10 protein-coding genes are annotated in these 15,604 nt (G+C 46.5%); 4 read left to right on the plus strand and 6 right to left on the minus strand.

What is annotated here, in order from left to right:
- Nucleotides 1-46: 46 nt before the first annotated feature.
- Together pepN and JFT56_RS15265 are read left to right on the plus strand one after the other, a co-directional pair.
- Nucleotides 47-2,680 (plus strand): aminopeptidase N, encoded by a 2,634-nt coding sequence (pepN, locus tag JFT56_RS15260; protein WP_198780872.1) that lies wholly within the window; start codon nucleotides 47-49, stop codon nucleotides 2,678-2,680.
- A 294-nt stretch (nucleotides 2,681-2,974) separates the two neighbouring features.
- On the plus strand, nucleotides 2,975-4,867 hold the full coding sequence (locus JFT56_RS15265) for a methyl-accepting chemotaxis protein (protein ID WP_198780873.1): 1,893 nt from the start codon (nucleotides 2,975-2,977) through the stop codon (nucleotides 4,865-4,867).
- Between the two features lie 85 nt (nucleotides 4,868-4,952).
- On the opposite strand, the gene JFT56_RS15270 is transcribed toward JFT56_RS15265, so the two are convergent.
- Nucleotides 4,953-6,380 carry a GGDEF domain-containing protein gene (locus JFT56_RS15270; protein WP_198780874.1) on the minus strand — a complete coding sequence of 476 codons (1,428 nt, stop codon included), beginning with the start codon at nucleotides 6,378-6,380 and terminating at the stop codon, nucleotides 4,953-4,955.
- A gap of 341 nt (nucleotides 6,381-6,721) precedes the next feature.
- On the opposite strand from JFT56_RS15270, the gene JFT56_RS15275 reads away from it, so the two are divergent.
- Nucleotides 6,722-7,618: a DUF72 domain-containing protein gene (locus tag JFT56_RS15275; protein WP_198783599.1), complete on the plus strand. Its 897-nt coding sequence runs from the start codon at nucleotides 6,722-6,724 to the stop codon at nucleotides 7,616-7,618.
- Nucleotides 7,619-7,691: 73 nt separating this feature from the next.
- On the opposite strand, the gene JFT56_RS15280 is transcribed toward JFT56_RS15275, so the two are convergent.
- The 3 genes from JFT56_RS15280 to JFT56_RS15290 form a co-directional block, all read right to left on the minus strand.
- Nucleotides 7,692-8,540, minus strand: coding sequence for an isocitrate lyase/PEP mutase family protein (locus tag JFT56_RS15280; protein WP_198780875.1), 849 nt, complete (start codon nucleotides 8,538-8,540; stop codon nucleotides 7,692-7,694).
- A gap of 134 nt (nucleotides 8,541-8,674) precedes the next feature.
- Nucleotides 8,675-10,144, minus strand: coding sequence for an inorganic phosphate transporter (locus tag JFT56_RS15285; RefSeq protein ID WP_198780876.1), 1,470 nt, complete (start codon nucleotides 10,142-10,144; stop codon nucleotides 8,675-8,677).
- 246 nt (nucleotides 10,145-10,390) lie between these two features.
- On the minus strand, nucleotides 10,391-11,206 hold the full coding sequence (locus JFT56_RS15290; protein WP_198783600.1) for an AraC family transcriptional regulator: 816 nt from the start codon (nucleotides 11,204-11,206) through the stop codon (nucleotides 10,391-10,393).
- Nucleotides 11,207-11,290: 84 nt separating this feature from the next.
- On the opposite strand from JFT56_RS15290, the gene JFT56_RS15295 reads away from it, so the two are divergent.
- Entirely contained in the window at nucleotides 11,291-12,007 is a 717-nt protein-coding gene (locus JFT56_RS15295) for a type 1 glutamine amidotransferase (RefSeq protein WP_198780877.1), read from the plus strand.
- 67 nt (nucleotides 12,008-12,074) lie between these two features.
- Here JFT56_RS15295 and JFT56_RS15300 read toward each other — a convergent pair whose 3' ends face one another.
- Together JFT56_RS15300 and JFT56_RS15305 are read right to left on the minus strand one after the other, a co-directional pair.
- Nucleotides 12,075-13,757 (minus strand): glucan biosynthesis protein, encoded by a 1,683-nt coding sequence (locus JFT56_RS15300; RefSeq protein WP_198780878.1) that lies wholly within the window; start codon nucleotides 13,755-13,757, stop codon nucleotides 12,075-12,077.
- Between the two features lie 260 nt (nucleotides 13,758-14,017).
- On the minus strand, nucleotides 14,018-15,490 hold the full coding sequence (locus tag JFT56_RS15305) for a carbon starvation protein A (RefSeq protein WP_198780879.1): 1,473 nt from the start codon (nucleotides 15,488-15,490) through the stop codon (nucleotides 14,018-14,020).
- Nucleotides 15,491-15,604 lie beyond the last annotated feature (114 nt).

The following is a 15,604-nucleotide window of genomic DNA, read 5'->3' on the forward strand; positions in this document are numbered from 1 at the left end:
CAACATCGGCGCAGAAAAAATAACAAATCGTTGAAGGATTTAAGTTGTGAACTTGTTTAAAGCTAGCCTGATCGCCCTAACCTGCTCCGCATTAATGTCATGTGCAACCCAAAGTACGCTCAATACTGGGCCACGGGATGCGAGCCCTTATATCAGCCAATATCAGGCGAGTCTGCGTTCCCAAGTCATTTCCGACGTCCACTACGCACTGGATTTTCAACTGACGGGCGAAGCCGAGTTCACGGCGAGCACTAAGGTGACCTTCAACTTAAGTGAAGTACCAAAACAACTGAGCCTAGATTTAAACAAAGCCCAAATAAAACGTTTTATAATCAATGGCACCGCCGTTTACCCTAATTATAATGGCGCCTATATCAGCTTAAATACCCGTTTACTCACCTCGGGTGAAAACACGGTCGAAGTCCTGTTTACCCGCGCCCACAGCACCAATGGTGAAGGCTTACACCGTTTCCAAGATCCCGTTGATGGCAAGGTATACCTCTATTCCCACTTCGAACCCGCCGCGGCGCAGCAGATGTTTGCCGTATTTGACCAACCTGATATTAAGGCCAACTACCAAATTACGGTAACGGCCCCAAAGGATTGGCAAGTGATCAGTGCGATGCGTGAAACCAATATCACCCCAGTAGGGGCCTTTAATCGCTGGGAGTTTCCCCAAACGCCTAAATTGAGTCCCTATAACTTCTCAATGCATGCGGGACCTTACCATATGTGGCAGGATAACTCCGGCCGCTATCCAATGCGTTTATTTGCGCGGGAGTCCGTCGCCAGCCAAGTGACACCCCAGGACTGGTTTACCTATACAAAGCAAGGTTTAACCTTCTTTGATAACTATTTTGGGATCCCTTATCCCTTTAAGAAATACGATCAAATTCTAGTGCCTGACTTTCTCTATGGTGCGATGGAAAATGCGGGCGCAGTGACCTTTGCTGAGGATCATTTCCTCCATAAAGCGGCCATGACGGCAGAACAAAAACAAAGCCTCGCCGGCGTTATCATGCACGAGATGGCACACCAATGGTTTGGCGATCTCGTCACGATGAAATGGTGGAACGGCCTCTGGTTAAATGAAAGCTTTGCTTCCTTTATGGGAACGCTTGCCACCCAAGAAGCCACCGAATTTACCAATGCCTGGCGCAGTTTTTATGCCCAAGGTAAGCAAAGAGCCTATGAACAGGACAGTTTAGTCACCACTCACCCGATTGAAGTCCCCGTCGCAACGACGCAAAATGCCTTCGATAATATCGATGCCATTACCTATCAAAAGGGAGCCTCGACACTGAAACAACTGCGCCACTTGCTAGGCGATATGGTGTTCCGCCGCGGTGTCAGTAATTACTTAAAACAGTACAGCTATCAAAATGCCGAACTAGACGATTTTATCAATAGCTTAGGCCAAGCGGCTGGACGTGACTTAAAGGTATGGACTCAGGAATGGCTCTACAGTGCTGGTGTTAACACTATCAAAGCAGAATATCGCTGCGACGGTAATCGCATAAGCGAGTTTAGCCTATTGCAACTCCCCGCAAGTGCAGAGCTGCCAACACTGCGCGAGCAAAAGGTACAGATAGCCCTATTCACCCAAGGCCGTTTCGATTTAAGAAATGACATTACAGTCCCTGTGACCTATAAGGGTGAACGCACCGAAGTCAAACAATTAGTTGGCGAGCGTTGCCCGGATTTAGTGTATCCAAACTTCGATGACTGGGGTTTTGTAAAAGTAGAATTAGATGACAAGTCCTTTACGACTGCCAAGCAGCAACTCAGCAATGTGTCAGATCCACTGCTGCGTTCTATGCTGTGGCAAAGCCTGTGGGATAGCGTGCGCGAAGGTAACTTGAGCTTAGATCAATATCTGAGCACAGTGTTTGTCAACGCACCTGCGGAGACGGATTACACTATCGTCGGCCAAATTATTTCAAGCCTGCTGCGCTCAAAGGAATACTTAGCGCAAATCGCCCCTATCCAGCAAAACTATGCCGAGAATGCGGTGAAAGGGCTAGCGCAGATGAGCCTGAGAAAAACCATGGAAAGTAAAGATGATACTGACTTCCAACGTCGTTGGTTTAACGCCTATATACAGCTAGCAAGCGATCGCGACAGTCTGCGCCACCTTGCACAGCTTTTAGATGGCACCTCAAAAATCAAAGGCCTAACGCTAGATCAAGATCTACGCTGGAGCATCATTACCCAACTCAACCGTTATGATTTCCCTAATGCCCAACAACGCTTAACCAAAGAAGCGGCAAAGGATAACTCGGACTCGGGTGAAAAAGCGGCCCTTGCGGCTCAGGTTATTCGCCCAGAAGCCGCGGCTAAACGTCGCTGGTTGAGTAAGGTGCATTCAGACACCCTGCCATTTGCGAAGCAGCGTATCGTGATGGAGCATTTATACCCCGCCGAGCAAAAACTATTGAATGCCGCAACCGCAGAAGAGCGCTTAGCCAGCTTAGTGGATATGGATAAAAAGGGACCCGTGTTTATGCGTAGCTATAGCAAAAACCTGATCCCAACCGACTGTAATTACACGAGTATTGCCGCATTGGATAAAGTGCTAGACAGTCAGACTGGGCTTTCTAATCTCGGGCGCCGTGCCCTGCTCGAAACCCGCCAAGCAGAGCAGCGTTGCGTGTTGATCAAGAATAAGATGACCCATTGATCTTAATGTAAAAATCACGTTAAGGGGCTCCTAGGAGCCTCTTTTTATGTCCGCTGGAAAGCAACAGACTACAAAATCACGCCTTTATTTAGCCACCGCATTTGTGAACCATTTAAATAGAACCTCATCATATTTTGCCCCATTCGTTATGGTTATCAAACCGTTATGCAAACGGTAAATAATGAGATAAACGCCTAAATTAATTAAAATAATGCTAGCCTCACCATGTCTTGTCACCTATAGCCGCTATACTAAAATAACTTTAGGGTGCCAACGGAATATAAAGGAATAGATATGCGATCCACTCTCAAAACACGCTTATTATTAAGCAGTCTCATGGCCGTACTTATTACCATTGCGGTTTTGGTCAGCATCTCCAGCTATTTCATCAGAAATAATGCATTAGAAAATACCCAGCATGAAATTGATCAGCTTGCTAATACCTTTGCCCAAGGTATCGGCCTTTGGATGCAGGATCGAAAAACCGCCATCACTAGCCTCAAAAAGACCATAGAGGGAGAACCTTCAGTACAAGTGACGCCGTATTTACTCCAAGCCCACAATACTATGGGCTTTGCTCTGACGTATTTCGGTGATGAACAAGGCAATATGTACCGCCAAGATCCCTCCCTCAATACCGCAAATTATGACCCTAGGGTGCGCCCTTGGTATATGGATGCGAAGGCCGCCAATGCAATGATAATGACGGCTCCCTATGTCAGTGCGACCTTAAAAAAACAAGTTGTCACCATAGCGGAGCCTGTGATGGTTTCAGGGCAACTGTTTGGGGTGGCTGCGGCAAATTTGACCATAGATCAATTGACCGATGCGGTGCAGCGCCTGCTCGTACCGGGCAAAGGTTATACTTTAATGGTTGATATGGCAGGTCTTATCATCAGCCACCCCAATAGCCAACTCAATAACCAGCAGCTCAATAGCATTGACGGCGACTTCACCACCAGCTGGCTATCCCAACGCGCTAACGCCAATACTATGGAGGAGCGAGAGCTCGATGGTACGACAAAATTAGTCTATGTCGCTGCCGTTCCCTCCACTGACTGGGCGCTCATTTTCGTTATGGATAAACAGGAAATTATGTCCCAAGCGACTAATTTGGCTTGGTGGATGTCCGTCGTTGGCGCCGCGCTGTTGTTCCTCTTTGGTTTGATTCTGGTGGCCATTTTCAAAATCCAATTTAGAGATCTAGAACGCGTTGCCCAAGCGCTCAATGATATTGCCGAGGGCGATGGCGATTTAACGGTACGTATTCATACTGCCAATCAGCACGATGAAATAGGTATGCTGGCCTCTGGTTTTAACCGCTTTGTCGAACGTCTCCACGGTATGATTTCACGGATGCACAAAATTGCAGGCCAACTCGAATACCAAGCGAAAGGCAGCAGTGCTTCGGCAACCGATAACAGCCAACGCATTGAAGTGCAGCAGGATGAAGTGACTATGGTCGCCACTGCGGTTACCGAAATGGCCAGTGCAACGGAGGAAATTGCCAGCAATGCCGAGCACACGGCACAAACGGCGCAAAATGCCGTAAGTCTATCAAATCACGGACAAAAGCAAGTAATGCAAAGCCAGCAATCCATTCGTAATTTAGCCAATGAAGTGGAAACCGCTGGCCGTATTATCGGTGAACTCAATGAACACTCGCAGAAGATCAACAGTATCCTGCTGACCATCAGCGGCATTGCCGAGCAAACCAATCTACTGGCCCTCAACGCAGCGATTGAAGCCGCTCGCGCTGGCGAACAGGGTCGAGGCTTTGCGGTCGTTGCCGACGAAGTACGGGTATTGTCACAACGTACCCATTCATCGACCCAAGAAATTCAAGCCATGATTGAAACCCTACAACAAACGGCAGGCAAAGCGGTTAAATCTATGACCCAGAGTCACGCAATGGCTGAAACCAGTGTGTCCGATGCCAATTCGGCCAGTGAGAGCCTATTGCAAATCAGCAAAGCCATTAATGATATTTCGGATATGGCGAGCCAAATTGCTACCGCAGCGGAGGAGCAAACCTCAGTGACCAGCGAAATCAACCGTAACACTGAGTCCATCCGTGAGGTTTCTGAAAATCTCTCTATCGAAGCCCAAACATCCATGGTGCAGGCTCAAGAACTCGCCCATTTAGCGGCGTCGCTACAGCAAGAGGTCAACCGCTTTAAGCTATAATCTTGGATCATAATTTACGGCTCATCCGCATCAATAAAAAATGCCCGATAACCTGAGGTTATCGGGCATTTTATTGATGCTGAAGTTACATCATTTTTTTAGCATCCATCAGTTGTACTTCGAGGTGAGGTAAAGATTGAACTTGCACGGTTCTTAAACCTTGGTAGCCCATCTCAATCCGATTGCCACCATTCTTTTTCGCCTTATACATGGCGGCATCGGCACAGGAGAGCAGTTGTTTCTCATCCAAGCCATGCTCTGGATACAAGGCAATACCTATGCTAGGTAAAATATGGATCTGCTGATCGGCAAGCTCAAATGGTTGATTTAGCATTTGCAGTATTTTCTGCGCCACTAATAGCGTATTTTGAGCCGAATCCACTCGCTCAAGCAGCACCACAAACTCATCGCCACCAAAACGCGCCACAGTATCCGACTCCCGCACACAACTGAGGATACGCTGGGCGGTAATTTGCAATAATAGGTCGCCCACACTGTGACCATAGGTATCGTTCACCCATTTGAACTTATCTAAATCTAAGTAAAGCAAAGAGAAGTAACTTGACTCGCGGTGGGCTCGATTCAATGCTTTCTGAAATCTATCGTAAAACAACTCGCGATTTGGCAGATGGGTTAACTGATCGTACAGAGCGATATGCTCTAAACGAGCCAACATCTGCCGACGCTCAATCGCAAAGGCAATTTGAGTTGAAACAAATTCGGCTAACTCACGATCTTGTTGGGTATAAGAGGCAAATCTGGGATCGCTATGCATCACCAGTGCACCTATCACCCCTTTTTGTAACTTAAGCGGTACGCCAAGCCAGCTCATATTACAACTATTATGCTCACAGTCTGAGGCGCTGGCCTCCCCACTTAAGGTGATAGGGCATATCAGTAAAGACTCGGCACTGTGGATCACTTGCTCAGTGAAAATGCTAAAACTTGCGATATCGACTTCCGCATATTCTTCGGACAAGACGCGGTAAGGAAAACTTAATTCATTTAAATCTTGATCATAGAGCGCAATGGCAAAATTAGCCGCGGGCAAGAGTTTCGCCATAATTTGATGAATACGACTATAGAGCGCGAGTAAATCCTCGGTGACATGCACGGCTTCGGAGATCTCGTACAGGGCCGACTGCCTACGTTCCGCATTTTTGCTCTTAGTGATATCACGGGCGACGGCGACACGTTGCTGATAGGCCTCAGACCATCGCGCAGACCAGAGAATATCGACCACTGAACCATCTTTACGGACGTATCGATTCTCAAAATCCACCTTATAATGCCCAGCCATGATCTCCTGCGCGGTCGCGAGTGTGCGATCCCTATCCTCCGGCAGCACGAGATCTAACATCTGCATGCCAATCATTTCTTCTGGGGTATAACCAAAAATTCGCTCGGCACCGGCGCTCACAAATTCAAATCGTCCCGTTTTATCGACGACACAAATCGCATCTAATAACAGATCGATAAAATGACTTAGGGATGTGTAACCATCATTATTCACGCGGTTCTCCACTCAAGTTCCATTTCAACAGAAGGTAATGCAAAGCGTACAATAACACACTATTAGAGTAGGTTAATTTTCAGCGTCGATCCATCACCAACATTCATGAATAGACGTTTCGAAGCCGTTAATTTATCCATAATCATTGAGTATACAACCGCCCTAACTCAGGCTATTGCAACGGATTTGACGCTTCTATAGTGACATAGGCACAATAGCGGTCAATTTCTTGTTGGGAAAATCATACTGGGATAAACCCACAGTATTGTGAAAGGAATGTCTATTTGAATCCACTCGTACCGCCTTCACACCGTCACGGAAGCCTACGTATTGGGTTAGCCATGTGGTCGCATCAGCATTGGCAAGACAGTGTTTATGGCCGAGAAACCAAGCAGGCCGATCGACTTGCCCGCTATGCCGATATTTTTAATACCGTTGAAGGCAATACCAGTTTCTACGCGACACCAAGCCAACAAACCGTATTGAATTGGCACAGTGCTACCCCAGAGAATTTTCGATTTACCTTTAAGCTGCCACAGACCATTACCCACCAGAAGCAGCTTTTACTTTGCGGACAAGAACTCAATGATTTTTTTCGGGTAATGACGCCACTGATTGAGAAAACGGGAGTGTGGAAAATACAGTTACCCGCTCACTTCGGGCCGGAGCAATTACCTGTACTTAAACAGTTTTTAGCGCAAGTCCCCCAAGGGCTCAACTACGGCGTCGAAGTGAGGCATCCCGCATTTTTTGCTAAGGGAGAAGCCGAACGCGCACTCAATCGATTACTCATAGATAAAAAAGTGAATCGTATCATTATGGATAGTCGTCCATTATTTGCCCTGCCACCCAGCAACGCTGCCATCATCGACGCCCACAGGAAAAAACCGCGGGTGCCAGTGCATGCGATTGCCACCGCCAACAATCCTGTGGTGCGCTTTATCGGCCAACCAGACGATGCCGTAGCACAACTCGCGCAGCAAGGCGTTAGCGCTTTGCCTAAGGATAACGATGCCTTTTTTGATAATTGGTTCGCACAGCTCCCGCTGTGGCTCGCAGAAGGTCGAGAGCCCTATCTGTTTATTCATACTCCCGATAATGAAGCCGCGCCCGAACTGGCCATCCGTCTCTATCAAAAATTGCGCAGCCAAATTACAGCGCACATTCAACTCGCCGAGATAAGCCTGCATGATAAGAAACCTGAGGAGACAAGCACGCAGATGGGACTTTCTTGGTAAAAGGGCGCGAGGTGAAACGGACTTAAGAAGAAACCCACGGCAAGCTCGCCGTGGATATAGATGAAAAACAGCTTTAACTCGGGATAAATAAGTTATTCATTCGTTCAAAATCAAGGGCAATGGCTTTAGGTACTGAACCCTTATCAACGGCAATAACCGCATCTTTTGGCTGTTGTTGAAACGGCTTTGCCGTAATAGAACTCAACAAAATTGGATTAAGCAAAGTGTCATAGGCTTGTAAAAACGAAGCCGGACCTGTGGAAAAACGCTGCACACCTGCGGCAAATAACTCGCCGATATCCATCTGCTCATTCAATAGCATAAAATTCAGTGGCATATCCACAGCGGCAGACAAGCGCTTAGCGGTCTCGACCTTAATCGCGCCAGGGATAAAGCCGCCATCCGCACCCGCAGCCTGATATTGAGTTAACCTATCAATAGTCATAACGACTGCGGCCTCACCACTGGCTAAACCCAGTAAATACACATCGGTTCGCGCATTAATAAATAATCCTTGGCAACGAGGGTGGGCGCGAATAGCTTTAATTTTGGCCACCATCTCAGCAACACCTGCACTGCCATCCTCAATATTAATTCCTGCTACGCCAAGCTCAGCGAGCTGCGCAACAAAAGCAGCAACCTCATCGGGATCTTGGCTATAACCAGATTCAATATCTATCGTCACGGGCACTCGGCTCAGTCGTAGGATATGGTTCACTGCGTCCAATAAAGCCGCTTTAGGTAGCGCTTGCCCATCGGGATAACCGAGCGACCAAGCCAATGCCGCGCTACTGGTCGCAATCGCACGGGCGCCCGATGCTTGGATGATGGCCGCACTGGCGGCATCCCAAACGTTAGTTAATATCAGCGGCTCTGATTGTTGATGTAGTGCTTTGAAAAGTATTCTAGATTGGTCAGCCATTTTATGTCCTTGTGGGTGTTGAAAGCTCAACTCTAACAAGATGGCTTAGGTCATTATCGCGGGAAACGGCACTGAACCTAAAAGCCAATCCCTCAGGGCTTGGCTATGTGTACATTCAACTTGAGTATTCTTAGCTAACCCCAAAGTGCATTGGCAAGGATAAACACGCACGCAGAGAGCAACATAGTAATAGGAAGCGTCAGCAGCCAAGCGAGCATGATTTGCTTGATTGTTTGGTTCTGAAGCCCTGAACGATTCGCCACCATAGTGCCAGCAACAGCGGAAGATAGAATATGAGTCGTCGATACTGGCATGCCCGTCACACTGGCAATACCAATGGAAACGGCCGCGGTGACCTGTGCGGCAATACCTTGGCTATAGGTCATACTCGATGAACCAATTTTTTCCCCAACGGTATGCACAATCCGCCGCCAGCCCACTAACGTACCGCAGCCCAGCGCAGTCGCAATGGCAATAATGACCCAAAGAGGCGCATATTCAGTGGTTAGAGTGAGATCCTTGCGCCATTTAGCCAATGAAGTCAGATCTTTCGCGGGAAGGTCTAACTTAGCTACTTGGCGGGCAGTATCATCGATACACAGGAGTAACCGACGCACCTCGCGTCGCTCTTGTACATCCATATCTTGGTAAGTCGAGACTTTTGCCAAGCGGCGATCGAGCAGCGACATCGCCGGTAATACATTCGCGGGCGAACAATGGGCCAGCATATATTCGGGGACATTTGCCGAAGCGTTAAAATCGATGACATCCGCGATAATGGTTTGATTGCGATCGTAAATCGCCATAATGCGCCGATTGGCATCTTGAGTTCGTTCTAAATCATAGGGTTGGCTGCTCATATCCAAGGCAAAATACGCCGGAGCCATACAAATCAGCACTAGCATCACTAGGCCGATGCCCTTTTGCCCATCGTTCGAACCATGGGCAAAGCTCACCCCCATTGCAGAAACAATTAAACTCGCCCTTGCCCAAAATGGCGGATGTTTTTTGCCATTAATCTGCATCTGTTCATCGGGAGTACGGTGGATTTTATGTTTCTGCCAGACGTATTTCATGATGAGCAGAAAAATCCCTGCCATCACAAAACCTAAGGTTGGCGAAATGATTAAGGACAACATGATCTGCGAGGCTTTGGAGACATTAATGCCCTGCAAGATAGGCTGATGATTCATCCAAGCGAACGCGCCGCCTACGCCCATTATTGAACCAATCAAGGTATGGGAACTCGATGCCGGAATACCAAAATACCAAGTGCCTAAGTTCCAAATAATTGCCGAAAACAGCAAGGAAAAGACCATCAATAAACCTTGGGTCGAATCCATACTGAGCAGGGAGTCTACGGGCAACAAATGCACTATCGCATAGGCCACACCTAAGCCACCTAATAGCACACCCGCAAAATTAAAGAGCGCAGAGGTAACAACGGCAAGATTGGCTGGCATTGCCTTGGTATAAATGACCGTAGCCACCGCATTGGCAGTGTCGTGGAAACCATTGATGAACTCGTATGCCAATACAAACAGTATCGCAAGTACTAAACCCACAGACCAAGCAAAGCCTAACGTTGTGAACATTTCAAACATAACATACTACCAATAGCAATAACGCCCACAGATTACGCCTATATTTAACCTCTTTTACAGTGAAAAATTATTTAGATTGTCAAAAAGTGAATTAGCCCTCAATAACTCAGTAGCATGCTTGCAATTAACACAGGCTTCATTTTATTCAACTATATGAATAACTGTGCAGAAATATTATGCAAAATATTGATTTAACATGTAAAAACCATTTAAATAGAGTGTTCGTCGTCATCAGTCGTAACTGAGCTATACCCCATGATCGCCTAACCGAAATCGCTGTGGCGTCATCCCAAAACGCTCCTTGAAGGCTTTGATATAAGATGAATCATTTTGATAACCAATTTGGTGGGCCACATTCTGTATTGATAGATCAGTGGCCAATAACGACAGCGAATAGATCAGTCGCAAATGTTGACGCCATAATCCGAATGAAGAACCAAACTCCCTCACAAATAACCTCGACAATGTTCGTTCCGATGCCCCAACCATCTCCCCCCATTTTGCTAAAGAGAAATCTAAAGCTGGCGTTTGGGTTAAATGCTCAAAAATCAATTTGAGACGCCTATCTTGCGGTATCAGTAACTTAAACGTCTGTCCTTCCGCACTATTAATTTGATCGTATAACACCTCAAGCAAACGCAGTATTGGCGCCTGAACCATTGGATCAACATTCATTGGGGTAATAAAAGCACATTGTTTTCTGAGCGTTAACACTAACTCCCTTAGAAAAGCACTCATAGCGACGGGTTTAATCGTGGCGCCATAATCTCGGCCGTACATAGGATTCAAATAGACGCCAATAAAGCAGGTATCTGTAATCGCAACAGACTCATGCATGACACCTGCTGGCACAAAAAGCGCTGTGGTATGGGGGACTAAAAACAGTGCCCCATTTGCCTCAGTCTGCAACAAACCTTGGAGCGGAAAAATAAGCTGATGCCAGCAGTGCTGGTGTAAAACATCCACATAACCCTTCTGCATCTCAATCGTTTTTACAAAAGAAGGCATATTAGGCGCTTGCTCAATCATGGCGTTAATTGAATCGAGTTGTCGGTTTAGCATCATTACTTGTCCATATGACGTTATTCAGCCAAATACAACGGATTGTAGCATAGCGTTACCCCATAAAAGACACAGGAAAACTCGATGCACATTCATTGCATTATCCATGAAAGCTATGAAGGTCCAGGCTATTTTAGCGATTGGGCCGCAAGCAAAAACTACAGTATGAGCTTTAGCAAAGTCTATCTAGATGAAGCTTTACCCGAAAATAGTGATAGTTTTGATCTGTTAATTGTCCTCGGCGGCCCCCAGTCTCCCGCGACATGCCAAAGTGATTGTTCATATTTTGATAGCCAAGCAGAACAAAAGCTTATCAGACAAGCTATCCAAACAAATAAAGCCGTTGTAGGGGTTTGCCTTGGGGCGCAGTTAATCGGCGAAGCATTAGGTGCCCGTTATCAAAAGAGCCCACATGCCGAGATTGGTTACTTCCCCATTGAACTGACGGCGGCAGGAAGAAGTGATATTAGCCTTAAGACATTTTCGGCCACTGAAGTGGTCGGTCACTGGCATAACGATATGCCAGGCCTCACTCCCGATTGCGAAGTGCTCGCCACGAGTGCAGCTTGCCCGCGACAAATTGTACGTTACACAAATTTAGTCTTTGGATTTCAATGCCATCTTGAATTTATCAGTAGCCAATTAACGCCACTCATTGCCCAAGAAAATGCTTTTTCTAGCAAACAGAAAATGCCATATATTCAAAGCCCTGAGTTCATCTTAGGGCAATCAACGACTCGAATGAATCAGTTGCTGGGGCATTTTTTAGATAATCTAGTCTTAGCCTATCAAGCCGTATAAGAATAAAGCCAACACAAAAACGCCAGCTAACTTAGCTGGCGTTTTAGATTAATGACTCACAAATCGCTTATTGCAGATGACCCGCGTTGTGCAATTCACGATCATCCTTAGCAGGCGGAGTCCACTGGTACATCCAAGTCTCAGACAATGGCTGACCATCGACTTCCAAATAGACTCTCAGGTTAATCGGCTCTGTGCCGTCTCCGGGTGGCACTACGTCAAACATAGCGCGATAACCATTAATCGACGCTAACGGACGCGCTGATTCAATTTCCACTTTACCTTCAGATGCTGTGATCACCGCTTTAACTTGGGTGTCTTTACCTATCATAGGCAAAGTGCCGCCCGCGAAATCCACCACAAAACGCTTACTGTAGTATTTGCGTTTCTGGCCAACTACGCCGCCAATCCCGGTGAAGGTATCGACAACCCGAGCACGGGGTGACTGAACCGGTGGAATGCCGCCCCAGTACATGTTGTAGCTGTATAGCAATTCTTGACCTGGCAGGATAGGCTCAGCAGGATTCCAGAAGGCCACTATGTTATCGAAGGTTTCATCTAAGGTTGGAATTTCCACTAACTGTACCGAACCTTTACCCCAGTTACCCGTTGGTTCGATCCACAGGCTCGGACGTTTTTCATAGAAAACACCGTCATCCTGATAATGATCGAAGTTACGATCCCGCTGCAGTAAACCAAAACCCTTTGGATTTTCATCGCTATAGGCATTGAATCGCAGATTTTCTGGGTTAGCTAGCGGACGCCAAATCCATTCACCGTTGCCCGTGTGCATGGCTAAGCCATCGGTATCATGAATTTCTGGACGCCAGTCGTAACCGGTGCGGCGATCATTTTCACCGACCATATACATACTCGTTAGCGGTGCAACCCCTAAACGCTCGATGGCTTTACGTGGATAAATCGCCACATCCACCTTCATCTTTAAACGCTCACCCGGCTCGATATCGAAGCGATAAGCTCCAGTCACGCTCGGTGAGTCAAGCAAGGCATAAACAGTTGCAATATTAGAACCTGGTTGTGGCTTCTCTAACCAGAAGTGGGTAAACATTGGAAACTCTTCAGGTTTTGGTAAAGCCGTATCTACAGCTAAACCACGGGCTGACAAGCCGTACTGCATTTCTTGGCCTACCGCACGGAAATAGCTAGCCCCTAAGAAGGCGACCACGTCGCGTTGCCAGTCGGTATTAAACTGCATTCTAAAGCCAGCAAAACCGAGATCTTTTGGCAGCTGACTGCCCTTCACTTTAGATTTGCCATAGTCAAACATCGAGGGTGAGTATTCGATAAGCTCCGCTTTTCCCCCATCAAGCTCATAGATGTGGACTGGCGTATCAAAATAGAGGCCTAAGTGAAACAGTTCGGCGCGAAACTCTGAATCATCCTCACGCCACATGGCGGCCTTTTTCTTATAATGGAATTGCTGGTAATCATCCCAGCTCATGCCCTGTAAGCTCTTAGGCAATTCACCCTTATGGCTGACATAGGGCCCTGATGCTAGCGTATGGGCATAGCCTTTTAGCCAAGCATAGCTAAATGCTTCACCCTCTTGCGGTGTGCTAACCTTGCTAGCCGCACAGGCCGAGAGACTCAGTAATACGCTGCAGGTCAGCAATACACTGCCAACCATACGTTGTAGGCGACCGCGGTGAGATTTAGCTTCAACCGATGAGGGTATTAGCCTAGTTCCACGGTTAACATTTCTTTGTTCGGGAAATAAATTGGGTTGCATAAGCAGACTCTGAATTGGTGTAACTTCCTGACACTTCTCTGCAAATTTAAGCGTTATTGCAGTGACTGCCCTGTGGAGAACTGTGAATGACAGTGATAAACATACCTCTATCTCCATCAGTTCGCCAGAATCTAACATAATTTCGATACAATGGAATATGGCTCGACAACAATATTCAATACTGACGCCAGTTTATGAAAATAGTATTAAAAAGGGCTACACAATGTAGCCCCTGATAAACGGTGAATCACCAACTAAAATTACTTCAGATCGACAGCCACTTTACGTCTGTTATGGGCAATAATCAGTGCTATGAGGCAGATAACGCCCACCGCAATCCCCACAGGTTGGCTCAAAGATTGAGGTAAACCAAGCCCTATGCCCGCGGTAACGATATAGGAAACCGTCACACAGGTTCCAGCTATTGCAGGTAAACTCACAATCCAATGGAAAGTGCCTCTATCGAATAAATATTTAGTCGCTAGCCACAATACACTGGTCGATAACAACATATTTGAGAAGGCAAAGTAGCGCCAAATCAATGAGAAATCGATCTTTGTCATAAAGTAAGCAATGGTAAGGATCGGGGCTGCTACTAATAAACGATTACGCATACTCTGTGGAATATTAAATGCGTCAATGATCGTTAAACGTAAGGATCTAAAAGCAGTATCTCCCGAAGTGATAGGGAATACAGCAACAGCAACAATCGCCATCACGCCGCCCAGAACACCAAGATAAGTTGTCGCCACTTGATTAACCACTAAGCCAGGACCCCCCTGATCCAGCAGGCTCTTCAGTTCAACATATCCTCCAGGGAAAGCGGCAATACCCGCAGTAGCCCAGACACATGCCACAATACCTTCAGCAACCATAGCGCCATAATAAACGGGACGAACATATTTCTCGTTGGTTAAACAGCGAGCCATAATCGGTGCTTGAGTCGAATGGAAACCACTAATTGCACCACAAGTAATAGTCACAAACAGCAGTGGCCATACAGGTAAACCATCAGGGTTAGGCTCGAGTAAGTCATTGTTATAATGACTATGATCAAAATAGGCAAACACATCACCCATTTCTGGTAACTGCGGAGCATGGAGCATTAATGCAACTGCAATTGACGTGGTCATAACGACCATTAACAAACCAAATGCGGGATATAACTTAGTAATGATCTTATCAATCGGCAGCATAGTTGCTAAAAAGTAATAAGCTAAAATCACTAATACCCAGAAGGTGTTATTGCCAAAAATGGTGTCTTTAAAGTAATCCAGATTACTCAAAAGTCCCGCTGGGCTCATAATAAACACCACGCCCACAAAAAACAGCAACATAGCCGTAAAGAGCAGCATCACGCCTTTAAAGTAAATATTAAAGTAATGCCCCGCAATTTCCGGCAGACTTTTGCCATCTTCCTTAATACTGAGTACACCCGAAAAGTAATCGTGTACAGCACCACCAATAATATTGCCAAGCACAATCCAGACCAAAGCAATAGGACCATAGAGAGCACCCAGAATAGGACCAAAAATCGGCCCCACACCAGCCACATTGAGGAACTGGATCAAAAACGCTTTAAAGGGGTGAACAGGAACATAATCCACGCCATCTTTAAATCTGGCTTGAGGAGTAAGAGCCTTAGGATCGATACCCGCTTGGCGTTCAACAAATGGACTGTAAAACCGATATGCAAGCGCTAACAGCGCAAGGCAAATGAAGAAAATTAACATTATTTAATTACCCATACTTTAGTGGGAGATGATTAAATGACGAGTTTCATTGAGTTATGCGGTAAGGTCAAGCAACTCAGCATTAGACTAAAGTCGGGTTGATAAATCTAAATT

Source organism: Shewanella putrefaciens, from assembly GCF_016406305.1.
GTDB lineage: Bacteria > Pseudomonadota > Gammaproteobacteria > Enterobacterales > Shewanellaceae > Shewanella > Shewanella putrefaciens_C.